Origin of the sequence: Streptomyces sp. DH12 (assembly GCF_020873895.1) — a bacterium.
In the GTDB taxonomy this organism is placed as follows: Bacteria; Actinomycetota; Actinomycetes; order Streptomycetales; family Streptomycetaceae; genus Streptomyces.
In genome coordinates, this window is sequence record NZ_JAHWGT010000009.1 from 101,929 (window position 1) to 124,333 (window position 22,405).

Here is a 22,405-nt window from a genome sequence, read left to right on the forward strand (position 1 = left end):
GGCTCCGCTCACGCTTTACTCCTCGTGCTCCCCGGCCGGGGACTCCGTGTCCCCGGCTGCCTCGACCACCGCTCCGCTACCGGCGGCGGCCTCGGTCCCTTCCGCGTCCGGGACCACACCGTCGGCCGCGTCGGTCTCCTCGACCGCCTCGGCCTCGGCACCGGCCTCGGCGTTCCGTGCGATACCTACGACGGCATCGCGCTTGCCCAGGTTGATCAGCTGGACACCCATGGTGTCACGGCCGGTCTCCCTGACTTCGTTGACGCGCGTGCGAATCACACCACCGGACAGCGTGATGGCGAGGATCTCGTCGGTCTCCTCGACCACCAGCGCGCCGACGAGCGAGCCGCGGTCCTCCACGATCTTCGCAGCCTTGATGCCCAGACCGCCACGGCCCTGCACCCGGTACTCGTCGACGGGCGTCCGCTTGGCGTAGCCGCCGTCCGTCGCGGTGAAGACGTACGTGCCGGGGCGGACGACGTTCATCGACAGCAGCTCGTCGCCCTCGCGGAAGCTCATGCCCTTCACACCGGACGTGGCGCGGCCCATGGGGCGCAGCGCGTCGTCCGTCGCGGTGAAGCGGATGGACTGGGCCTTGCGGCTGATGAGCAGCAGGTCGTCCTCGGCGGAGACCAGCTCGGCGCCGATCAGCTCGTCGTCGCCGCCGTCCTCCCGCTCGCGCAGGTTGATGGCGATGACGCCGCCCGAGCGGGGCGAGTCGTAGTCCTTCAGCGGCGTCTTCTTCACCAGGCCGGCCTTGGTCGCGAGGACCAGGTAGGGCGCGGCCTCGTAGTCGCGGATCGCGAGGATCTCGGCGATCTGCTCGTCCGGCTGGAAGGCCAGCAGGTTGGCGACGTGCTGGCCGCGGGCGTCCCGGCCGGCGTCCGGCAGCTCGTACGCCTTGGCCCGGTAGACGCGGCCCTTGTTGGTGAAGAACAGCAGCCAGTGGTGCGTGGTGGAGACGAAGAAGTGGTCGACGATGTCGTCTTCCTTCAGCTTCGCGCCCCGCACGCCCTTGCCGCCGCGCCGCTGCGAGCGGTAGTCGTCGGTCTTCGTGCGCTTCACGTAGCCGCCACGCGTGATGGTGACGACGATGTCCTCCTCGGCGATCAGGTCCTCGATGGACATGTCGCCGTCGAACGGCACGAGCTGGCTGCGGCGGTCGTCGCCGAACTTCTCCACCAGCTGTGCCAGCTCCTCGCTGACGATCTGCCGCTGGCGGGTCTCGGAGGCGAGGATGCGGTTGTACTCGTTGATCTTCGCCTGGAGCTCGTCGTGCTCGGCGACGATCTTCTGGCGCTCCAGGGCGGCCAGCCGGCGCAGCTGCATCTCCAGGATGGCGTTCGCCTGGATCTCGTCGATCTCCAGCAGCTCCATCAGGCCGCCGCGGGCGACCTCGACGGTGTCGCTGCGCCGGATGAGGGCGATGACCTCGTCGATCGCGTCGAGCGCCTTCAGCAGGCCGCGCAGGATGTGCGCCCGCTCCTCGGCCTTGCGCAGCCGGAAGCGCGTACGGCGGACGATGACCTCGATCTGGTGCGTCACCCAGTGGCGGATGAACGCGTCGAGCGAGAGGGTGCGCGGCACGCCGTCGACCAGCGCGAGCATGTTCGCGCCGAAGTTCGTCTGGAGGTCGGTGTGCTTGTAGAGGTTGTTGAGCACGACCTTGGCGACCGCGTCCCGCTTGAGGACGATGACGAGGCGCTGGCCGGTGCGCGAGGAGGTCTCGTCGCGGACGTCCGCGATGCCGCCGATCTTGCCGTCCTTGACGAGGTCGGCGATCTTCTGCGCCAGGTTGTCCGGGTTGACCTGGTAGGGCAGCTCCGTGACCACCAGGCACTGGCGGTTCTGGATCTCCTCGACCTGGACGACCGCGCGCATCGTGATGGAGCCGCGCCCCGTGCGGTACGCCTCCTCGATGCCCTTGCGGCCGACGACGAGGGCGCCGGTCGGGAAGTCGGGGCCCTTGATGCGCTCGATGAGCGCGTCGAGCAGCTCCTCGTGGGAGGCGTCGGGGTGCTCCAGCGCCCACTGGGCGCCGGCCGCGACCTCGCGGAGGTTGTGCGGCGGGATGTTGGTCGCCATGCCGACCGCGATGCCGGCGGAGCCGTTGACCAGGAGGTTGGGGAAGCGGGACGGCAGGACCGTCGGCTCCTGGTTGCGCCCGTCGTAGTTGTCCTGGAAGTCGACGGTCTCCTCGTCGATGTCGCGGAGCATCTCCATCGACAGCGGCGTCATCTTGCACTCGGTGTACCGCATGGCGGCGGCCGGGTCGTTGCCCGGGGAACCGAAGTTGCCGTTGGAGTCCACGAGCGGCAGCCGCATCGACCACGGCTGCGCGAGGCGGACGAGCGCGTCGTAGATGGAGGAGTCGCCGTGCGGGTGGTACGTGCCCATGACGTCGCCGACGACGCGGGCGCACTTGTAGAAGCCCTTCTCGGGCCGGTACCCGCCGTCGTACATGGCGTACAGGACGCGCCGGTGGACGGGCTTGAGGCCGTCCCGCACGTCGGGCAGCGCACGCGACACGATGACGGACATCGCGTAGTCGAGGTACGAGCGCTGCATCTCGGTCTCGAGCCCGACGGGCTCGACCCGCATGCCCACGCCGGGGACGACGGGCTCCTCTTCGGGCGTCACGGCGGCGGGGGTGTTCTCGTCGGCCATTGCTGGTCTTCAGTCCTTTCGTACGGTCAGCTGAGACCGACTCAGATGTCGAGGAAGCGGACGTCCTTGGCGTTGCGCTGGATGAACGAGCGCCGCGCCTCCACGTCCTCGCCCATCAGCACCGAGAACAGGTCGTCGGCCTGGGCCGCGTCGTCGAGCGTGACCTGGCCGAGCACCCGGTGGTCCTGGTCCATGGTCGTGATGCGCAGCTCCTCGGCGTTCATCTCGCCGAGGCCCTTGAAGCGCTGGATGGAGTCCTCGCGGATGCGCTTGCCGTTCTGCTTGCCGAGCTCGACGAGCGCGTCGCGCTCGCGGTCCGAGTAGGCGTACTCGAAGTCGTCCCGACCCCACTTGATCTTGTACAGCGGGGGGCGGGAGAGGTAGACGTGCCCGGCCTCGACCAGCGGCCGCATGAAGCGGAAGAGGAAGGTCAGCAGCAGGGTGTTGATGTGCTGGCCGTCGACGTCGGCGTCCGCCATCAAGATGATCTTGTGATAGCGGAGCTTCTCGATGTCGAAGTCCTCGTGGACCCCGGTGCCGAAGGCGGAGATCAGCGCCTGGACCTCGGTGTTCTGGAGAATCTTGTCGATCCGCGCCTTCTCGACGTTCAGGATCTTGCCGCGGATGGGCAGGATGGCCTGGAACTCGGGATTCCGGCCGGACTTGGCGGAGCCGCCGGCGGAGTCGCCCTCGACGATGAAGATCTCGCACTTGGCCGGGTCGTTCGACTGGCAGTCCGAGAGCTTGCCCGGCAGCGACGCCGACTCCAGCAGCCCCTTGCGGCGCGTCAGGTCGCGCGCCTTGCGCGCGGCCACGCGCGCGGTGGCGGCCTGGATGGCCTTGCGGACGATGTCCGCGGCCTCGTTGGGGTTGCGGTCGAACCAGTCCGACAGGTGCTCGTGGACGACCTTCTGCACGAAGGTCTTCGCCTCGGTGTTGCCGAGCTTCGTCTTCGTCTGGCCCTCGAACTGCGGCTCGCCGAGCTTGACGGAGATGATCGCGGTCAGACCCTCGCGGATGTCCTCACCCGTGAGGTTGTCGTCCTTCTCCCGCAGCAGCTTCTTGTCGCGCGCGTAGCGGTTGACGAGACCGGTCAGCGCCGCGCGGAAGCCCTCCTCGTGCGTGCCGCCCTCGTGCGTGTGGATCGTGTTCGCGAAGGAGTACACGCCCTCGGTGTACTGCGAGTTCCACTGCATGGCGATCTCGACCGACAGCAGCCGGTCCTTGTCCTCGGCCTCGACGTCGATGACCGTCGGGTGGATCAGCTCGCCCTTGCGGGAGTTGAGGTACTTGACGAAGTCGACGATGCCGCCCTCGTAGTAGTACGTCACCGAGCGGGCCGGCTGCGCCTCGGGGGCCTCGGCGGAGGCGTCCGGGTCGTCGGCGTTCATCGTGGCCTTCGCCGACTCGCGCTCGTCGGTGAGCGTGATCGTCAGGCCCTTGTTGAGGAACGCCATCTCCTGGAAGCGCCGCGACAGCGTCTCGAAGGAGTACTCGGTCGTCTCGAAGACGTCCGGGTCGGCCCAGAAGGTCACCGTGGTGCCGGAGTCCTCGACGGCCTCGTGCTGCGCCAGCGGGGCGGTGGGCACGCCCAGCTTGTAGTCCTGCGTCCAGCGGTAGCCGTCGCGCTTGATGTCGACGGAGACCCGCGAGGAGAGCGCGTTGACGACGGAGACGCCGACGCCGTGCAGACCGCCGGAGACGGCGTAGCCGCCGCCGCCGAACTTCCCACCCGCGTGCAGGACGGTGAGCACGACCTCGACGGCCGGCTTCTTCTCGACGGGGTGGATGTCCACGGGGATGCCGCGGCCGTTGTCCACGACCTTGACGCCGCCGTCGGCCAGGATCGTCACGTCGATGGTGTCCGCGTGGCCGGCCAGCGCCTCGTCGACGGAGTTGTCGACGACCTCCTGCACCATGTGGTGCAGGCCGCGCTCACCGGTCGAGCCGATGTACATGCCCGGGCGCTTGCGTACCGCGTCCAGACCCTCGAGGACGGTGATCGCGCTGGCGTCGTACGCCGCGGGGCCCGGTGCCGGGGCCTCGCCGTTCTCGCCGGCAGGAGTGGACGGAATGTTCTCGTTGGGGTTGCCGGAATCGGCCACGAAGCGCCCTTTCTGGCACAGCGCGAGCCACCTCTCGGGGAGCCCGGGAGGGGCTGCGTCGTTCGACATGTTCCGCAGTGGGCGGGATTACCCACCAGTCTACCGGTAGCGCTGACACTCATGGGGGTTTGCCGGTACCTGAGTCCGCATGTGCCGCCCTGAACCGGCGCCAGCCGACTCCCCATATCCGGGACGGGTGTCCAAGAGGCTCACGCGGGCACTCAGCGCTTCGGCATGTCAACCACCCGCTACCACCGCGACCCCGCCCCGGCACCACGCTCCCCGGGCCCTCGACGCACCCCGCCACCCACCGGTACGCAGCAGGTCACAGCCCTGTTCACCGCGCCGTCCACCGCCCGGTACGCGCTCCTCCACCGCCTGTGGACGACTCCGGCGCGTTCCCCGGTTCCCGCGCCCCGCCCGAGACGGCGGTCCGGCCCGCGGGGGGTGGCGTGCGGCACCGCCCCGGGAGCCTCCCGGTAGCGGCCGGTGGCGGGGGCGGGAGGCGGCGCGCGAGGTGGCCGGAGACGATCGGTCCGGCCCCGCGAGGGGGCGGGCGGCGGGGGCCGGTCGCCGTCACCACCCGTCGCCGTGGAGCGCCTGCCTCGTCAGCCGTCCTCGTCAGCCGTACGTGTCGCCCGCGCCGGTGCTCCCCGGCGCGCGCAGCGGCCCGTACCCCCGCCGCGGTCCTCCCGGGCCGAGGACGCGGATGATGCGGACGGTCCCGTGGCCGAGGTCCTCGTTGAGCCGGGCGACGAGCCGCGGGGCGAGCAGCCGCAGCTGCGTCGCCCACGCCGTCGAGTCGCACTGGACGGTGAGGACCCGCTCGTCGGGGTCCTCGTCGTACCGCAGGGGCACGCAGTGCTTGGCCAGGTCCTCGCCGACGATCTGCGGCCAGCGCCCCATCACCCCGCCGACCGCGGCGGGCGTCTCCCAGCCGCGCTCGGTGATCAGCCGGTTGATCGCGGCGCCGAGCGGCAGCGGGTCCCGCCCGTCGGCCCGCGCCCCGGAGCGCAACCCGCCGCCGCGACGCGCCTGCTTCTTCTGCTGCGCCGCCGCGCCCCGCGCCTTGGCCTGCTCCTTCGCGGCGCGCAGCGCGACGCGCGCGAGGTCCACGCCGGACGGCTCGGGGACGGGCGCCTCGGCGGACGCCGCCGCCCGCGACTGCGTGCTCATACGGGCTCCACCGCCCCTTCCGCCACCGCGTACCGCCTGCCCGCCAGCACCCCGGGCACGTCGTCGTCGACCGCGGCCGTCACCAGCACCTGCTCGCCGGGGGCGACGAGCTCCGCCAGCCGCTCCCGCCGCCGGCCGTCGAGCTCGGCGAAGACGTCGTCCAGGACGAGCACGGGCTCGTTGCCCTCGGAGCGCAGCAGGTCGTAGGAGGCGAGCCGCAGCGCCAGCGCGTACGACCAGGACTCGCCGTGGCTGGCGTACCCCTTGGCGGGCATCTGCCCGAGCATCAGCCCGAGGTCGTCGCGGTGCGGCCCGACGAGGGTGACGCCCCGCTCGATCTCCTGCCTGCGGACCTCGGCCAGCGCGCCCAGCAGCCGTTCGGCCAGCTCCTCGCGCCCGGCCGTCACGGCGACGTCACCGACCGGGCCGCGGTACTCCAGCGCGACGGGGCCGCCACCGGGCGCGAGCTGCTCGTACGCCTTCACGGCGAGCGGCTGGAGCGTGGCGACGAGGTCCAGCCGCTGGGCGAGGAGCTCCGCGCCGGTGTGCGCGAGGTGCTGGTCCCACACGTCGAGGGTGGACAGGTCCAGGGAGCGGCCGCCGTGCCGGCGGGCCATGGCGGCGGTCTTCAGGAGGGTGTTGCGCTGCTTGAGGACCCGGTCGTAGTCGGAGCGCACCCCGGCCATGCGCGGCGAGCGCGCGGTGATCAACTCGTCGAGGAACCGGCGCCGCTCCCCGGGGTCGCCCTTCACCAGGGCGAGGTCCTCGGGCGCGAACAGCACCGTCCGTATGATCCCGAGCACGTCTCGGGGCCTGACCTGGGAGGACCGGTTGACGCGGGCGCGGTTGGCCTTGCCGGGGTTGAGCTCCAGCTCGACGAGCTGCTGCCGCTCGCCCTGCCGCACCGCCGCGCGGATCACGGCCCGGTCGGCGCCGATCCGGACGAGGGGCGCGTCGGACGACACGCGGTGGCTGCCGAGGGTCGCGAGGTAGCCGACGGCCTCGACGAGGTTCGTCTTGCCCTGTCCGTTGGCGCCGACGAAGACGCTGACGCCCGGGTCGAGCGGGACCTCGACCCGGGCGTAGGAGCGGAAGTCGGCCAGCGACAGATGCGTGACGTGCATGGTGGCGCCGACCTCTCCCGGCTGCTGCGTGTTACTTGGACTCGACCGCGTGACCGCCGAACTGGTTGCGCAGGGCGGCGATCATCTTCATCTGCGGCGAGTCGTCCTGCCGCGAGGCGAACCGCGCGAACAGGGAGGCGGTGATCGCGGGCAGCGGCACGGCGTTGTCGATGGCGGCCTCGACCGTCCACCGGCCCTCGCCGGAGTCCGACGCGTAGCCCCGCAGCTTGCCCAGGTGCTCGTCGTCGTCGAGCGCGCGGACGGCCAGGTCGAGCAGCCAGGAGCGGATGACCGTCCCCTCCTGCCAGGACCGGAAGACCTCGCGGACGTCGGTGACGGAGTCCACGGCCTCCAGCAGCTCCCAGCCCTCGGCGAAGGCCTGCATCATCGCGTACTCGATGCCGTTGTGGACCATCTTCGCGAAGTGGCCGGCGCCGACCTTGCCCGCGTGGACGGAGCCGAAGTCGCCCTCCGGCTTCAGCGCGTCGAAGACCGGCTGGACCTTCGCCACGTCCTCGGCGGTGCCGCCGTACATGAGCGCGTAGCCGTTCTCGAGGCCCCACACACCGCCCGAGACGCCGCAGTCGACGAAGCCGATGCCCTTGGCGGCCAGCTCCGCGGCGTGCTTCTCGTCGTCCGTCCAGCGGGAGTTGCCGCCGTCCACGACGACGTCGCCGGGGGAGAGCAGCTCGGCCAGCCGGTCGATGGTCGACTGGGTGGCCTCGCCCGCCGGGACCATGACCCAGACGACGCGCGGGCCCTTCAGCGCGCCCACGAGCTCCTCGAGGCTGTGGACGTCGGCGAGGTCGGCGTTGCGGTCGTACCCGACGACGGTGTGGCCCGCGCGGCGGATGCGCTCGCGCATGTTCCCGCCCATCTTGCCGAGGCCGATGAGACCGAGCTCCATCAGATCTTCCTTACGCGTTGTGTGCGGCTTCGTACCCGTGTCCGAGACTACGCCCGGACACGGGTGCACACCTGTGGGGTCAGCCGCTCACTCAGCCACTGAGCCGAACCGGCATGATCAGGTACTTGTAGGCCTCGTCGGCCTCCGCGTCCACACCCGGCTTGCCGCTCAGGAGCGCGGGCTTGGTGGAGGTCGTGAACGACAGCTGGGCGACCGGGGCGTCGATGGCGCTGAGGCCGTCGAGCAGGAAGGTCGGGTTGAAGGCGATCGAGATGTCGTCGCCCTCCAGGTGCGCGTCCACCCGCTCCACAGCCTGTGCGTCGTCGCTGGAGCCGGCCTCCAGGATGAGCACCCCCTGCTCGAAGCTGAGCCGGACCGGGGTGTTGCGCTCGGCGACCAGCGCCACGCGCTTCACGGCCTCGACGAACGGCGCCGTCTCGATCGTGGCGATCGAGTTGAACTCGGTCGGGAAGAGCGTCCGGTACTTCGGCAGGTCGCCCTCGAGCAGCCGGGTCGTCGTGCGCCGGCCCGCGCCCTCGAAGCCGATGAGGCCCTCGCCGGCGCCGGAGCCGGAGAGCGCCAGGGTGACCGTGTCACCGCTGGTGAGTGCCTTGGCGGTGTCGAGGAGCGTCTTGGCGGGCACCAGCGCGACGGCCGACGCGTCCGGGGACTCCGGCTTCCACAGGAACTCGCGCACCGCGAAGCGGTAGCGGTCGGTGGAGGCCAGCGTGACCCGGTCGCCCTCGATCTCGATGCGTACGCCGGTGAGCACGGGGAGCGTGTCGTCACGGCCGGCGGCGATGGCGACCTGGGCCGCGGCGGAGGCGAAGACCTCGCCGGGGACCGTGCCGGTCGCGGTCGGCATCTGCGGCAGCGCCGGGTACTCCTCCACCGGCAGGGTGTGGAGGGTGAAGCGGGACGAGCCGCAGACCACCGTCGCCCGTACACCGTCTGTGGAAATCTCCACGGGGCGGTTGGGGAGGGCGCGGCAGATGTCGGCGAGCAGTCGCCCGGACACCAGGACCGTGCCGTCCTCCTCGACCTCGGCGTCGACGGAGACCCGCGCGGAGACCTCGTAGTCGAAGCTGGAGAAGCTCAGCGCACCGTCCTCGGCCTTCAGCAGAAGGCCCGCGAGCACGGGCGCGGGCGGACGGGCCGGGAGGCTGCGGGCCACCCAGGCCACCGCCTCCGCGAGTACATCGCGCTCCACCCGGATTTTCACCGTACGCCGCCTCCTGCTTTCGCTGGCTCGCCCTGCTGGCCTTCCTCGTCCGGCATCCGGTGCCTCCGCCGCCGTGGCGCCGGGGTCGGGTTGCCGGGGTCCAGTCTGACGTACGCCGCCGACAGTCGGTGCGGCTCGGGGTCAAGTCGCGCCGTGCCGCAGCCGGCGGTCCGGGCCCGAGTTGTGCACAGCCCCTGCTTCCCATCGGATTCCCAGCTAACTCTGAGTGGGAGTAGTAGTAGGTGCTGTGGAAACCGTGGATAACGCCGTTTGCGCAGGTCACGGCCTGAATTTTGTCCACCGGCCCTGTGGGCGGCAGCGGTGGACAACCGGGGTCCGCTGTGGACGCGGCAAAGTTCTGCACACCCGATGCACAGGCAGGGCGCACTTCTCCCCAGCGCCGTCCCCAGCTTTACCCACGTTCCCCACAGCCCAATCCGGCGCCTTGGTGTGACCGCTTTCACTCGCGGCAGTGAGCGGGGGTGTTTCGTTGCCGAACAGTGGACAGCGGTGTGGAGAAGCTGTGGACCATGGCCCCGTTCCTGTGGGCCGCTGGTGGACAACCGCGAGCACCGCTTGTGGACGGTTTCTCTGTCCACAGGCTGTGGAGGGCGGTCGGCCACAATTCCACAACCGGCTGACCAGGCATGATCGTAGAGGCGACGGTCCGCCTGTGGAGGAGATCCGGATAACTCGGGGGTCCCCAGGCTGTGGACGGGAGATCGACCGTACTTCTGTGGAGAACGAGCCGGGCGGCGACGGTATTCGAACACCGGGGAGGGTGCTCGGAGGCCGGCTGGGCTCCCGGAGGACAGCCGGAAGGGCCCGGCGGGTGGTCCGAGAGGTGTCCGGCGGGGTGGTTCGGGGACGTCCGGCGGGGTGGTTCGGAGACGTCCGGCGGGTGGCCCGGTGGACGTCCGGCGGGTGGCTCAGAGGCGCTTCGAAGGCCGGTCCAGGGCCGGCTTCGGGCGCTTCCGGGAACGACGGAGGGCGCCCCGGACCCCGTCCGGAACGCCCTCGCGTGCCCCGCCCTGGCCCCGTCGGCGGGATCAGCCGTTCTTGATGCGGTTGGTCAGCTCCGTGACCTGGTTGTAGATGGAGCGGCGCTCCGCCATCAGCGCGCGGATCTTCCGGTCCGCGTGCATCACCGTCGTGTGGTCCCGGCCGCCGAACTGCGCGCCGATCTTCGGCAGCGACAGGTCCGTGAGCTCCCGGCACAGGTACATCGCGATCTGGCGGGCCGTCACCAGTACGCGGCTGCGCGACGATCCGCACAGGTCCTCGACCGTCAGGCCGAAGTAGTCCGCCGTCGCCGCCATGATGGCGCCCGCGGTGATCTCCGGAGCGCTGTCCTCGCCACCCGGGATCAGGTCCTTGAGCACGCTCTCGGTGAGCACCAGGTCCACCGGCTGCCGGTTGAGGCTGGCGAACGCCGTCACCCGGATCAGCGCGCCCTCCAACTCGCGGATGTTCCGCGAGATCCGCGACGCGATGAACTCCAGCACCTCCGGGGGGGCGTTGAGCTGCTCCTGCACCGCCTTCTTGCGCAGGATCGCGATCCGCGTCTCCAGCTCCGGCGGCTGGACGTCCGTCGTCAGCCCCCACTCGAACCGGTTGCGCAACCGGTCCTCCAGCGTCATCAGCTGCTTGGGCGGCCGGTCCGAGGAGAGCACGATCTGCTTGTTGGCGTTGTGGAGGGTGTTGAAGGTGTGGAAGAACTCCTCCTGCGTCGACTCCTTGCTCGCCAGGAACTGGATGTCGTCGACGAGCAGGATGTCCACGTCGCGGTAGCGCTTGCGGAAGGTGTCGCCCTTGCCGTCGCGGATGGAGTTGATGAACTCGTTGGTGAACTCCTCCGAACTCACGTACCGCACCCGGGTGCCCGGGTAGAGGCTGCGGGCGTAGTGCCCGATCGCGTGCAGGAGGTGCGTCTTGCCGAGCCCGGACTCGCCGTAGATGAAGAGCGGGTTGTAGGCCTTGGCCGGCGCCTCGGCGACCGCGACGGCCGCCGCGTGCGCGAACCGGTTCGACGAGCCGATGACGAACGTGTCGAAGAGGTACTTCGGGTTGAGCCGCGCGTGCTGCTCCCCCGGCGCGCCCGAGCCGCCGGACCCCGCGCCCCCGCCCGTACCGCCCATGGGCCCCGGCCCGCCCATGGAACCGGGTCCGCCCATCGAGCCGTGACCCGGCGCCTGGCCGCGGTCGCCCGCGCCGCCCCGGCCGCCCGGCCCGCCGGAGCCCGAGGGGCCGCCCGGCCGGTGCTGGTGCCCCTGGGAATCGGGGAGCTCGCGCCGCTCGCCGCGGCGGGAGTCGTACCCGCCGTGCTCGGGGCCCGGCGGGGTGCCGTAGTCGTGGTGCGGCTGCTGCGGCCGGGCCGTCGCGTACGGGTCGCGGTCCTGGAAGCCGCCGAGCCGCGGCTGCTGCCAGGACAGGTCCTCCTGGGCGCGCGGCCAGGCACCGGGCTCGGGGCGCTGCTGCTGGTAGTCGGGGTAGGCGGGGCGCACACCCGGCAGGCCGTCGTCGGTGGGCCGGCCGTACGCGTCGTACGGCTCGCCCTGGCCCCGCTCGTCGTACCGGGACTGGTGGGGCTGGTGGCGCTCCGGGCCGGGCGGCGGGGCCTGGTCGCCCGCGGAGTCGTCCACGGTGATCGCGATCCGGATGGGGCGGCCGCACTCGCGGCTCAGCGTGTCGCTGATCAGCGGGGCGAGCCGGCCCTCCAGGACGCGCTTGCCCCACTCGTTGGGAACGGCGAGGAGGGCGGTGTCCGCCACCAGGGCGAGCGGCTGGCACCGCTCGATCCACTGCTTGTCCTTCGGCTCGATGCCCTGCTGCCCCTCACCGAGCAGGTGCTCCAGCACTCGTGGCCACACTGCGGCAAGATCAGCAGGTACGTCAGCCACGGGGCACGCTCTCTCACGGGTCCCACGAATGTGTGTTTCTGGGACGGGATGGGAAGGACAGGCAGGAAACGAATCCGAGTCCGGCCACGGTAGTCGCGGCAGCTCGCGCGGTTCAAGTTGTTGTCCACAGCCTGTGCATAGCCGGGGCCGCTGTCATGCTGGTTTGACCGGATGGCGCAGCCGCGCGTACCGTAACCAGGTCGAGTTGTCGATGGCTGCTGCCGCCTGCCTCCGATGGGCAAAGATCATGGTCAGTGATCGTGAAGCGGTGCACTCGGGCGTATTGCGAGCTACTCGTGGGCGCACGGTGACAGCCAGGCGATGTCCCGCCACCACCCGAATCATTTCTGGAGCCCCCGAGTGAGCAAGCGCACCTTCCAGCCGAACAACCGTCGTCGCGCGAAGACCCACGGTTTCCGTCTGCGCATGCGTACCCGCGCCGGCCGCGCCATCCTGGCGAACCGCCGCAGCAAGGGTCGCGCCAACCTGTCCGCCTGATCGCTTAAACAGGTCATGACGTGCTGCCTACCGAGAATCGGCTGAGGCGGCGCGAGGACTTCGCGACCGCGGTACGCCGAGGACGCCGGGCCGGCCGCCCGCTCCTCGTCGTCCACCTGAGAAGCGGTGCAACGGACCCGCACGCGTCAGGGGAGAGCGCTCCCCCGACACGTGCGGGTTTCGTCGTCAGCAAGGCCGTCGGCGGGGCAGTCGTCCGCAACCAGGTGAAGCGCAGACTGCGGCACCTGATGCGGGAGCGGCTCGCCGTCCTGCCCCCCGGTAGCCTGGTGGTAGTACGAGCGCTGCCCGGCGCGGGCGACGCCGACCATGCACAGCTGGCCCGAGACCTGGACGCCGCCCTGGGGCGGCTGCTGGGAGGGGGCGCGCGATGAAGTACCCGCTGCTGGCCCTGATCAAGATCTACCAGTGGACGATCAGCCCACTGCTGGGCCCGGTCTGCAGGTACTACCCCTCGTGTTCCCACTACGGCTACACCGCCATCGACCGGCACGGTGCCCTCAAGGGCACGGCCCTCACCGCCTGGCGGATCCTCCGCTGCAACCCGTGGTCGCCCGGCGGGGTGGACCACGTGCCGCCGCGCAAGCGCCCCCGCTGGCACGAAACGCTGCGCGCACGGCTGCGCGGCGACGAGGGCGCGCGCTCCGACGGGGCGAGCCCGGCCGCAGAGACCTCGCCCAATGCTCAAGGAGCCTGATTAGTGGACACGATTGGAAATCTGTTCAGCTTCATCACCGGACCCGTCTCGTGGATCATCGTCCAGTTCCACAAGTTGTACGGGGCGATCTTCGGGCCCGACACGGGCTGGGCCTGGGGTCTGTCCATCGTGTCCCTGGTGATCGTCATCCGCATCTGCCTGATCCCGCTCTTCGTGAAGCAGATCAAGTCGATGCGGAACATGCAGGCGCTCCAGCCGAAGATGAAGGCCATCCAGGAGCGCTACAAGAACGACCGGCAGCGTCAGTCCGAAGAGATGATGAAGCTGTACAAGGAGACGGGCACCAACCCGCTCTCCTCGTGCCTCCCCATCCTTCTGCAGTCGCCGTTCTTCTTCGCCCTCTACCACGTGCTCAGCAAGATCGCGTCGGGCGACACCATCGGCAGCCTCAACCAGCAGCTGGTCGACAGCGCGCGTGAGGCCCACATCTTCGGCGCCCCGATCGCGGCCAAGTTCATGGACGACCCGGGCAAGGTGGAGGCGCTCAACGCCACCCTCATGGACGTCCGCATCGTCACCGCGATCATGATCGTGCTGATGTCGGCGTCGCAGTTCTTCACCCAGCGCCAGCTGATGCAGAAGAACGTCGACCTGACGGTGAAGACCCCGTACATGCAGCAGCAGAAGATGCTGATGTACATCTTCCCGATCATCTTCGCCGTGATGGGCATCAACTTCCCCGTCGGCGTCCTCGTCTACTGGCTGACCACCAACGTGTGGACCATGGGCCAGCAGATGTACGTGATCAACCAGAACCCGACGCCGGGCAGCAAGGCCCAGGACCACTACCTGCAGCGACTGCTGAAGAGCGTCACCCAGCACGGCGAGGTGCGGGGTCGCCGCAAGCGCGCCGTCGTCCAGGCCATCGTCGCCAAGGGCCCGGACCGCAACGACAACGAGCGCCGCTTCGTCAGCTCCCTCGCCAAGGCCGGCTTCTCCGCCCAGGCCGACGGCACCGTGGAGAAGGTCGACCCGGCCGTCGCCGAGGCCGAGGCCGCGGCGGCCCGCCGCCAGCAGCCCAAGCGTCAGACGAAGGCCAAGCGCCAGGCGGCCACCGTCCAGCAGGGCACGGCCAAGCACTCGCTGGAGAAGAAGGCCGACCAGGAGGAGCCCGACCAGCCCCGGCAGGGCAAGGCCGGCTCCGGCTCCACCCGTCAAGCCAAGTCCGGTCAGCGCAAGGGCCCGCAGCGGCCCAAGCACCCGTCGTCGAAGAAGTAAGAAGGAGTCCATCCGTGACGGAAGGCACCACGTCCGCCGCCGAGGGTGGCGACACCCTCACCCGCCTTGAGCAGGAGGGCGAGATCGCGGCCGACTACCTCGAGGGTCTGCTCGACATCGCCGACCTCGACGGCGACATCGACATGGACGTCGAGGGCGACCGCGCGGCGGTCTCCATCGTCGGCGACTCGTCCGGCCGCGATCTGCAGAAGCTCGTCGGCCACGATGGTGAGGTGCTGGAGGCCCTGCAGGAGCTGACGCGTCTCGCCGTGCACCGGGAGACCGGCGACCGCAGCCGGCTCATGCTGGACATCGCGGGTTTCCGCGCCAAGAGGCGCGCCGAGCTCACCGAGCTGGGCGCCCAGGCCGCGGACGAGGCGAAGAACAGCGGCGAGCCCGTCAGGCTCAAGCCCATGAGCCCCTTCGAGCGGAAGGTCGTCCACGATGCGGTAGCGGCGGCCGGTCTGCGCAGCGAGTCCGAGGGCGAGGAGCCGCAGCGCTTCGTCGTCGTGCTCCCCGCCTGACCCTCTCGAACCCTCGGCCCCGTCTGTTCGCAGGCGGGGCCGATCTTTGTCAGCCTGATAGTCAGCCACCCAGTGCGGTAGTGCGGTACGGAAGGACGGTTCCCGTGTCGGAGGCAGAGGAACTTCCCCCTGCGCCCCAGGAGGCGCAGATGGTGTTCGGCGAGTTCTTCCCGGAGGCGGTCCGGTACGCGGAACTGCTCGCGGACGCGGGGGTCAAGCGCGGCCTCATCGGCCCCCGGGAAGTACCGCGGCTGTGGGAGAGGCACCTGCTGAACTGCGCGGTGCTCTCCGAGGTCGTGCCCGAAGGCGTGACGGTCTGTGACGTGGGCTCCGGAGCCGGCCTGCCCGGCATCCCGCTCGCGCTGGTACGACCGGATCTCAAGATCACACTCCTGGAGCCGCTGCTCCGGCGGACGAACTTCCTCCAGGAGATCGTCGAGCTGCTGGGGCTGGACCATGTGACGGTCGTGCGGGGCCGCGCCGAGGAGATGCTCGGCAAGGTGCCCCCCGTGCACGTGGTCACCGCCCGCGCCGTCGCGCCCCTGGACCGGCTGGCCGGCTGGGGCGTTCCACTGCTGCGGCCCTACGGCGAGATGCTGGCGCTGAAGGGCGACACGGCGGAGGAGGAGATCCAGGGCGCCCGCGCCGCGCTGAGCAAGCTCGGTGTCGTCCGCACGTCGGTGCTCCAGGTCGGCGAGGGGATCGTCGACCCGATGTCCACGGTGGTCCGGGTAGAGGTCGGGGAGAGCCCCGGTGGCGTCAGGTTCGCCGCGAAGCGGGCCAAGGCGGCGAGGACCTCACGCCGACGCCGGTGACCGTCCGTTCGATCCTCATACGTACCTATTTCGGAGTGTCGTGAGGTGGTGACCCTGCGGCGAGTGCATCGTGTTTCACGTGAAACGTCGCTCACTGCTGCAGGGAATCATCAGCCGCGGTCGTGCGGCTGCCACGCCACGAGACCGTAGGACGCCCCTCACAGGGGTGACGGAGTCGTCCACAGATGTGGATTCGTCCACAGAACCACCGACCTCGCTGGTTCGCGACCCCGAAAGCATGGCAGGCTCTGTCCATCGCGAGCTTGCAGCCGAGGAGAGTGAATCCTTGCGGTCCGACGCCGACATCGCGGGACCGATGACCGACCCGGTCCCCGCCCCCCGTACCGAACCCTCCGGGGACGATGTTTCACGTGAAACACACCCCCCGCTGGATGACGCCTCCCTGGGCCACTCCGCCCAGCTGGCGGCCCAGGCTCTGGGACGGGCCGGTGAAGGGCTCCCTCGTCCGGCACGGACCCGCATCATGGTCGTCGCCAACCAGAAGGGCGGCGTGGGGAAGACGACCACCACGGTGAACCTCGCCGCGTCCCTGGCGCTGCACGGCGCCCGCGTCCTGGTCATCGACCTCGACCCGCAGGGAAACGCCTCGACAGCGCTGGGGATCGACCACCACGCCGAGGTCCCCTCGATCTACGACGTCCTCGTGGACAGCAGGCCGCTCTCCGATGTGGTGCAGCCCGTCCAGGACGTCGAAGGACTCTTCTGCGCCCCGGCCACCATCGATCTCGCCGGTGCGGAGATCGAGCTGGTGTCGCTGGTGGCGCGGGAGAGCAGGCTTCAGCGGGCCATCCAGGCGTACGAGCAGCCGTTGGACTACATCCTCATCGACTGCCCGCCGTCCCTCGGCCTGCTCACGGTCAACGCCATGGTGGCCGGCGCGGAGGTGCTCATCCCCATCCAGTGCGAGTACTACGCGCTGGAAGGGCTGGGCCAGCTCCTGCGCAACGTCGAGCTGGTGCGGGGCCACCTCAATCCCGACCTGCATGTCTCGACGATCCTGCTCACCATGTACGACGGCCGTACCCGGCTCGCCTCCCAGGTGGCTGACGAAGTGCGCAACCACTTCGGGGAGGAGGTGCTGCGCACCAGCATCCCGCGCTCGGTCCGCATCTCAGAGGCACCGAGCTACGGGCAGACGGTCCTCACGTACGATCCGGGCTCCAGCGGTGCGCTCTCCTACCTGGAGGCCGCCCGCGAGATCGCCCTCCGGGGCGCGGGCATCCACTACGACGCCCAGCACGCCCATCCGGGCGCCCAGCACCACCAGCACAGTCAGCACAGCATGTCGGAGGGGATCCAGTGAGTGAGCGACGCAGGGGGCTGGGACGCGGACTGGGTGCGCTGATCCCCGCCGCGCCCCAGGAGCGGCAGACCACGTCGATCGGCGTGGCGTCCGCGTCCCCGACAGCCATTCCGGCTCTGGGCGCCGAACGGGGCGTCGCCGCCGCGAAGGTGACGGCGCTCCCCCAGACCACCACTCCGGCCGAGCCCGCCGTCACGCTGCCGGAGCAGGCCGACGCCGCGCCTCCGCAGGAAGCGCCGGCCGCGGCCCACTATGCCGAGCTGCCGCTGGACGCCATCACGGTCAACCCCCACCAGCCGCGGAAGGTCTTCGACGAGGACGCGCTCGCGGAACTCGTCTCCTCCGTCAAGGGCGTGGGCATCCTCCAGCCGGTGGTCGTCCGGCAGGTGGCCCCGGGGCGCTATGAGCTGATCATGGGTGAGCGCCGCTTCCGGGCCTGTCGTGAGCTCGGCTGGGAGCGCATCCCGGCGATCGTGCGCGCCACCGACGACGACCAGTTGTTGCTCGACGCGCTGCTGGAGAACCTCCACCGGGCGCAGCTCAATCCGCTGGAGGAGGCCGCGGCCTACGACCAGCTGCTCAGGGACTTCAACTGCACGCACGACCAGCTGGCCGACCGCGTCGGCCGGTCGCGTCCGCAGGTCTCCAACACGCTGCGGCTGCTGCGGCTGTCACCCCCGGTACAGAAGCGGGTCGCGGCGGGTGTGCTGTCCGCGGGCCACGCACGGGCCCTGCTGTCGGTGGAGGACCCGGAGGCCCAGGACAAGCTGGCCTACCGCATCGTCGCCGAGGGCCTGTCGGTCCGCGCGGTCGAGGAGATCGTGACGCTGATGGCGTCCGAGCCGGACAAGCCCGCCAAGCCGAAGGGCCCGCGGGCCGGTGCCCGGGTCTCCCCCGCGCTGAGCGAACTCGCCACGCGGCTCTCTGACCGCTTCGAGACCCGGGTGAAGGTCGACCTCGGACAGAAGAAGGGGAAGATCGTCGTCGAGTTCGCCTCCATGGAGGACCTGAACCGAATCCTCGGCACTCTCGCCCCCGGTGAGGGCGGTGTCATGGAGAAGAGCCAGGACGTCCAGGAGAGGGCCGAAGGGGACGACTGATCCCGCGAGGTACCGCGTCACCGCAGGCCGGGGGCGGGCGCGCGCCGGTGGGGCCACCGCCGCGACGTCCGCCCTTTGGCTTGTTCCCGTATGCGTGTCATCACCCGATCGATACGATGCGTTCGGGTATGCGCATCCGCCGCCCGCCCGGCGGCAGGCGAAGGAAGTGAGGGAGCACCGTCATGGGTCGTCGGCTCGTACCGCTCACTCTGGACAACCTTCCGGACCTCCCCAAGCGTTGTCGGACGTGCGTCTTCTGGGAGCTCGACCCGGTGAGTGGGGAAGCGGCCGTCAAGGCGGGCACTCCGGAGTTGGAGAAGGAGGCCTGGATCTCCGCCGTGCTCCTCGACTGGGGCTCGTGCGGCCGAGTGGCCTATGTGGACGAGGTCCCGGTGGGGTACGTGCTGTACGCGCCGCCCGCCTACGTGCCGCGTTCGACGGCCTTTCCCACCAGCCCGGTGTCCGCTGACGCGGTGCAGCTGATGACCGCCTGGATCACGCCCGGATACCAGGGCCAGGGGCTGGGGCGGGTGCTGGTGCAGACCGTGGCGAAGGACCTCCTGCGGAGGAACTTCAAGGCGATCGAGGCGTTCGGTGACGCCCGCTGGAAGGAACCCGCCTGCGTGCTGCCGGCGGACCACCTGCTCTCCGTGGGGTTCAAGACGGTCCGCCCCCATCCGACCTACCCGAGGCTCCGGCTCGAACTGCGGAGCACCCTGTCGTGGAAGGAGGATGTCGAGCTGGCGCTCGACCGCCTGCTCGGCGCCGTGCAGAAGGAACCGGCGCTGCGACCGCTCTGACCCGCCGGTTGCACGAGAGCGGCCCACCCCGTCGGGGTGGGCCGCTCTCGTGCCTGTGGTTTCACGTGAAACCACGGCGGAGACCTCAGACCGCGGTGGCCTCGTCACCGATGAAGTCGGCCAGGTCGCGGACGATCGCGGCCTTGGGCTTCGCACCGACGATGGTCTTGACGACCTCGCCGCCCTGGTAGACGTTCAGGGTCGGGATCGACATGACGCCATAAGTGGCGGCCGTCGCGGGGTTCTCGTCGATGTTCAGCTTGACGACCTCGATCTGGTCGCCGTACTCGTCCGCGATCGCCTTCAGCGACGGGGCGATCTGGCGGCACGGACCGCACCAGGCGGCCCAGAAGTCCACGAGAACGGGCTTGTCGCTCTTGAGGACGGTCTCCTCGAACGAGGCGTCGGTCACTTCCTGCAGGTCGGCCACGTCGGCCTCCTCACTGTGCGGGGTGTGGATGGGGATCGAGGGTCAGACCGCGGGGGTCTTCTCCGGCTCGGCCAGCTGCTCCGTGTCGGCGAGAGCGGCGAGGAAGCGCTCGGCGTCCAGCGCGGCGGAGCAGCCCGTACCGGCGGCCGTGATGGCCTGGCGGTAGGTGTGGTCCACGACGTCGCCGGCGGCGAAGACACCCTTCACGTTGGTACGCGTGGAAGGGGCGTCCACCTTCAGGTAACCCTCGTCGTCCAGTTCCAGCTGCCCCTTGAACAGCTCGGTACGCGGATCGTGGCCGACGGCGATGAACAGACCCGTGACCGGCAGCTCCGAGGTCTCACCCGACTTGGTGTTGCGGAGCGTCAGGCCCGTGAGCTTCTGTTCGCCGTGGATCGACGCCACCTCGCTGTCCCAGGCGAACTTGATCTTCGAGTCGGCGAAGGCACGGTCCTGCATCGCCTTGGAGGCGCGCAGGCTGTCCCGGCGGTGGACGATCGTGACGGACTTGGCGAACCGGGAGAGGAAGGTCGCCTCCTCCATCGCCGTGTCACCGCCGCCGACGACGGCGATGTCCTGGTCCTTGAAGAAGAAGCCGTCGCAGGTGGCGCACCAGGAGACACCCCGGCCCGAGAGGGCGTCCTCGTTCGGCAGGCCGAGCTTGCGGTGCTGCGAGCCGGTGGTGACGATGACGGCCTTGGCGCGGTGCACGGTACCGGCGGTGTCCGTGACGGTCTTGACGTCGCCCGTCAGGTCGACCGCGACGATGTCGTCCGGGACCAGCTCGGCGCCGAAGCGCTCGGCCTGGGCCCGCATGTTGTCCATGAGCTCCGGGCCCATGACGCCCTCAGGGAACCCGGGGAAGTTCTCCACGTCGGTCGTGTTCATGAGGGCGCCACCGGCGGTGACAGCACCCTCGAAGACCAGCGGCTTCAGCGACGCGCGCGCCGTGTAGAGCGCTGCCGTGTAACCGGCGGGCCCGGAGCCGATGATGATCACGTTTCGGACGTCGCTCACGGGTTTCTTCCTCGTCTCTGCAGACTGCCTTGCCTACGGGGGCCGGATCGGACTCTCACCCCACCCAACGGATCCTACGGGGCGCGCATTCCCGTAAGGCCCACGCGGCTTGCGGCAGACCCGTCAGGGACGCTGCCGTGACTCCCTGAGCAGCACATCGGCGGTGTCGGAGCCACTTCGATCCGTCGCGCAGGAGGCGTCCATGACGTAGACGTCCACGCGGTCCTGCGCCGCATGGGCGGGGAGCAGGACCAGGTATGCCGGCCGGCCCCGGTAGTCGCCGAGCTCCGTGGCAAGCGGCTGCTCCGCCCGGTCGAGTCCCTGCTGTACGCAGGTCGGGAGCGGGGGGCTCTTGTCGATCATGGGCTCGGGGCTGCCCTCGTCCTGCTGGGTTCGTGGCGATGGCCCGGCCCGGAAGCGCTCGGGGCCCGCGAGCAGCGAGCGGACCCGCTCCGAGAGGGGTGCACCGGAGAACTGCGGCTCACTTGCCTGAGAGACGGCGCTGTCGACCCGGGTGGCCTCGGGAGCCTCCCCGTCCGTGGAGCCGACCGCCTGGACGAGCAGGACGCCGAGTCCGACCGCGGCCAGCCCGCACACGGCGCTGAGCACCGCTTGACGCCGGCGCCGCCGGAGCGGCCGGCGCCCCGGGCCGGTGGAGTCGTGCGGCCGCCCGGGCGGCGGTGCGACCGCGCGCTCCGGCGCCTTCTGGGTCTTCGGCGCCTTGACGGGGTCGGGGCCGCGACGCGCGGTGTCACGGTCCTCTTCCGCACCCTCGTGTCGTTCGGTCCCGCCCTGGGGAGTGGCCCCCCTGCTGACGGTTTCACGTGAAACGGCCGGGGCCTCGTCGGGGGCGGTGGCGTCGAGGAGGGCCTCGGCGGCGAGGGCGGCGTCGATCCGCTCCGCGACGTCGACCGGCATACGGGCGGGGCCGGGCAGCGTGCCGAGCATGCTCCGGATCCCCTCCAGGGAGTCCCGTACGTCGGCACAGAGCTCACACCGATCCAGGTGGCGCCGGACGTGCGCCGTCCGCGCCGGCGGAAGTACGCCTTCGGTGAGGTCCGAGATCTCCGAGACGTCGGGGTGCTGGGTCGTGTCGGCCGTGGATGTCACGCGCGTCCACCTCCGCCCTTCACAGCAGCAGGATCAATCGGTCCCGGATCCCGGGGACCCGACGCCTCTGGGACGGATGCCCCCGGCGTCCGGTTCCTTCCCCCCTCGGTGCCACCGTTATCCACGGGGTCACCGCGCAGATGAGTGAGCAGCGGGGCCAGACGGGCCCGACCTCGGGCGCAGCGGCTCTTCACGGTACCCACCGGCACGCCGAGGACCTCCGCCGCCTCGGCCACGGCGTAGCCCTGCATGTCCACGAGGACCAGGGCCGCCCGCTGGTCGACGGGCAGCTGCGTCAGCGCCGCGAGCAGCTGGCGGTGCAGGTCGTGCCGCTCGGCGGGCCCCTCGGCCGACTCGTGCGGCTCCAGAAGCTGCTCCAGCCGTTCGGTGTCGTCCACGGGGGACGTGCGGCGTGAGGCGGCTTTGCGGGCCCGGTCCAGACAGGCGTTGACGGTGATGCGGTGCAGCCAGGTCGTGACGGCGGACTGGCCGCGGAAGGTGTGGGCGGCACGGAACGCCGAGACGAGGGCGTCCTGGACGGCGTCGGCAGCCTCCTCGCGGTCGCCGAGGGTTCGCAGTGCGACTGCCCACAGTCGGTCCCGATGGCGTCGTACGAGTTCGCCGAAGGCGTCCGGATCACCGGCGACGTGCCGGGCGAGGAGGTCGGCGTCGCCGGGATCCCGCTCTGTGCCCGCTGCCATGCGGCCTTCCCTCCGTCGTGCTCGGCACCGG

20 protein-coding genes are annotated in these 22,405 nt (G+C 70.4%); 9 read left to right on the top strand and 11 right to left on the bottom strand.

The window, feature by feature from the left end:
• Positions 1 to 15 precede the first annotated feature (15 nt).
• The 7 genes from gyrA to dnaA all read right to left on the bottom strand — a co-directional run bounded on the left by gyrA (position 16) and on the right by dnaA (position 12,101).
• Positions 16 to 2,667, bottom strand: coding sequence for a DNA gyrase subunit A (gyrA, locus tag LPA54_RS10570; RefSeq protein WP_228976180.1), 2,652 nt, complete (start codon positions 2,665 to 2,667; stop codon positions 16 to 18).
• A gap of 41 nt (positions 2,668 to 2,708) precedes the next feature.
• Positions 2,709 to 4,841, bottom strand: coding sequence for a DNA topoisomerase (ATP-hydrolyzing) subunit B (gene gyrB / locus LPA54_RS10575; RefSeq protein WP_228976182.1), 2,133 nt, complete (start codon positions 4,839 to 4,841; stop codon positions 2,709 to 2,711).
• Between the two features lie 552 nt (positions 4,842 to 5,393).
• Positions 5,394 to 5,948 carry a DUF721 domain-containing protein gene (locus tag LPA54_RS10580; RefSeq protein ID WP_228976183.1) on the bottom strand — a complete coding sequence of 185 codons (555 nt, stop codon included), beginning with the start codon at positions 5,946 to 5,948 and terminating at the stop codon, positions 5,394 to 5,396.
• Positions 5,945 to 7,072, bottom strand: coding sequence for a DNA replication/repair protein RecF (gene recF, locus LPA54_RS10585; RefSeq protein WP_228976184.1), 1,128 nt, complete (start codon positions 7,070 to 7,072; stop codon positions 5,945 to 5,947). The genes LPA54_RS10580 and recF overlap by 4 nt, the downstream gene beginning before the upstream one ends.
• A 31-nt stretch (positions 7,073 to 7,103) precedes the next feature.
• Positions 7,104 to 7,979 (bottom strand): phosphogluconate dehydrogenase (NAD(+)-dependent, decarboxylating), encoded by an 876-nt coding sequence (gnd, locus tag LPA54_RS10590; protein ID WP_228976186.1) that lies wholly within the window; start codon positions 7,977 to 7,979, stop codon positions 7,104 to 7,106.
• 91 nt (positions 7,980 to 8,070) lie between these two features.
• Positions 8,071 to 9,201, bottom strand: coding sequence for a DNA polymerase III subunit beta (gene dnaN / locus LPA54_RS10595; RefSeq protein WP_228976187.1), 1,131 nt, complete (start codon positions 9,199 to 9,201; stop codon positions 8,071 to 8,073).
• A gap of 1,049 nt (positions 9,202 to 10,250) precedes the next feature.
• A complete protein-coding gene (gene dnaA, locus LPA54_RS10600) occupies positions 10,251 to 12,101 on the bottom strand; it encodes a chromosomal replication initiator protein DnaA (protein ID WP_308112831.1) in 1,851 nt (616 codons plus the stop codon).
• Between the two features lie 360 nt (positions 12,102 to 12,461).
• On the opposite strand from dnaA, the gene rpmH reads away from it, so the two are divergent.
• From rpmH to LPA54_RS10645, 9 genes are all read left to right on the top strand, one after another.
• Positions 12,462 to 12,599 carry a 50S ribosomal protein L34 gene (rpmH, locus tag LPA54_RS10605; RefSeq protein WP_018846094.1) on the top strand — a complete coding sequence of 46 codons (138 nt, stop codon included), beginning with the start codon at positions 12,462 to 12,464 and terminating at the stop codon, positions 12,597 to 12,599.
• A gap of 20 nt (positions 12,600 to 12,619) precedes the next feature.
• Entirely contained in the window at positions 12,620 to 12,991 is a 372-nt protein-coding gene (gene rnpA / locus LPA54_RS10610) for a ribonuclease P protein component (protein ID WP_228976190.1), read from the top strand.
• Positions 12,988 to 13,314: a membrane protein insertion efficiency factor YidD gene (gene yidD / locus LPA54_RS10615; RefSeq protein ID WP_228976192.1), complete on the top strand. Its 327-nt coding sequence runs from the start codon at positions 12,988 to 12,990 to the stop codon at positions 13,312 to 13,314. The genes rnpA and yidD overlap by 4 nt, the downstream gene beginning before the upstream one ends.
• A gap of 3 nt (positions 13,315 to 13,317) precedes the next feature.
• Complete coding sequence (gene yidC, locus LPA54_RS10620) at positions 13,318 to 14,553, top strand: membrane protein insertase YidC (RefSeq protein ID WP_228976193.1); 1,236 nt, start codon at positions 13,318 to 13,320, stop codon at positions 14,551 to 14,553.
• Positions 14,554 to 14,567: 14 nt separating this feature from the next.
• Positions 14,568 to 15,077, top strand: coding sequence for a R3H domain-containing nucleic acid-binding protein (locus tag LPA54_RS10625; protein WP_228976194.1), 510 nt, complete (start codon positions 14,568 to 14,570; stop codon positions 15,075 to 15,077).
• 104 nt (positions 15,078 to 15,181) lie between these two features.
• Complete coding sequence (gene rsmG, locus LPA54_RS10630) at positions 15,182 to 15,892, top strand: 16S rRNA (guanine(527)-N(7))-methyltransferase RsmG (RefSeq protein ID WP_228976195.1); 711 nt, start codon at positions 15,182 to 15,184, stop codon at positions 15,890 to 15,892.
• A 238-nt stretch (positions 15,893 to 16,130) separates the two neighbouring features.
• On the top strand, positions 16,131 to 17,216 hold the full coding sequence (locus tag LPA54_RS10635; RefSeq protein WP_306806490.1) for a ParA family protein: 1,086 nt from the start codon (positions 16,131 to 16,133) through the stop codon (positions 17,214 to 17,216).
• A complete protein-coding gene (locus LPA54_RS10640) occupies positions 17,213 to 18,316 on the top strand; it encodes a ParB/RepB/Spo0J family partition protein (RefSeq protein WP_228976196.1) in 1,104 nt (367 codons plus the stop codon). The genes LPA54_RS10635 and LPA54_RS10640 overlap by 4 nt, the downstream gene beginning before the upstream one ends.
• Before the next feature lie 182 nt (positions 18,317 to 18,498).
• Positions 18,499 to 19,116, top strand: coding sequence for a GNAT family N-acetyltransferase (locus LPA54_RS10645; protein ID WP_228976197.1), 618 nt, complete (start codon positions 18,499 to 18,501; stop codon positions 19,114 to 19,116).
• Positions 19,117 to 19,201: 85 nt separating this feature from the next.
• On the opposite strand, the gene trxA is transcribed toward LPA54_RS10645, so the two are convergent.
• The 4 genes from trxA to sigM all read right to left on the bottom strand — a co-directional run bounded on the left by trxA (position 19,202) and on the right by sigM (position 22,374).
• On the bottom strand, positions 19,202 to 19,546 hold the full coding sequence (gene trxA / locus LPA54_RS10650) for a thioredoxin (protein WP_308112832.1): 345 nt from the start codon (positions 19,544 to 19,546) through the stop codon (positions 19,202 to 19,204).
• 42 nt (positions 19,547 to 19,588) lie between these two features.
• Positions 19,589 to 20,563: a thioredoxin-disulfide reductase gene (gene trxB / locus LPA54_RS10655; RefSeq protein ID WP_228976199.1), complete on the bottom strand. Its 975-nt coding sequence runs from the start codon at positions 20,561 to 20,563 to the stop codon at positions 19,589 to 19,591.
• Positions 20,564 to 20,686: 123 nt separating this feature from the next.
• Positions 20,687 to 21,673, bottom strand: coding sequence for a hypothetical protein (locus LPA54_RS10660; RefSeq protein WP_228976201.1), 987 nt, complete (start codon positions 21,671 to 21,673; stop codon positions 20,687 to 20,689).
• The gene (gene sigM / locus LPA54_RS10665; RefSeq protein WP_228976203.1) at positions 21,670 to 22,374 is read right to left on the bottom strand and encodes an RNA polymerase sigma factor SigM; all 705 of its coding nucleotides are present in this window, start codon (positions 22,372 to 22,374) and stop codon (positions 21,670 to 21,672) included. Before sigM ends, LPA54_RS10660 begins: the two co-directional genes overlap by 4 nt.
• Between the last annotated feature and the right edge of the window lie 31 nt (positions 22,375 to 22,405).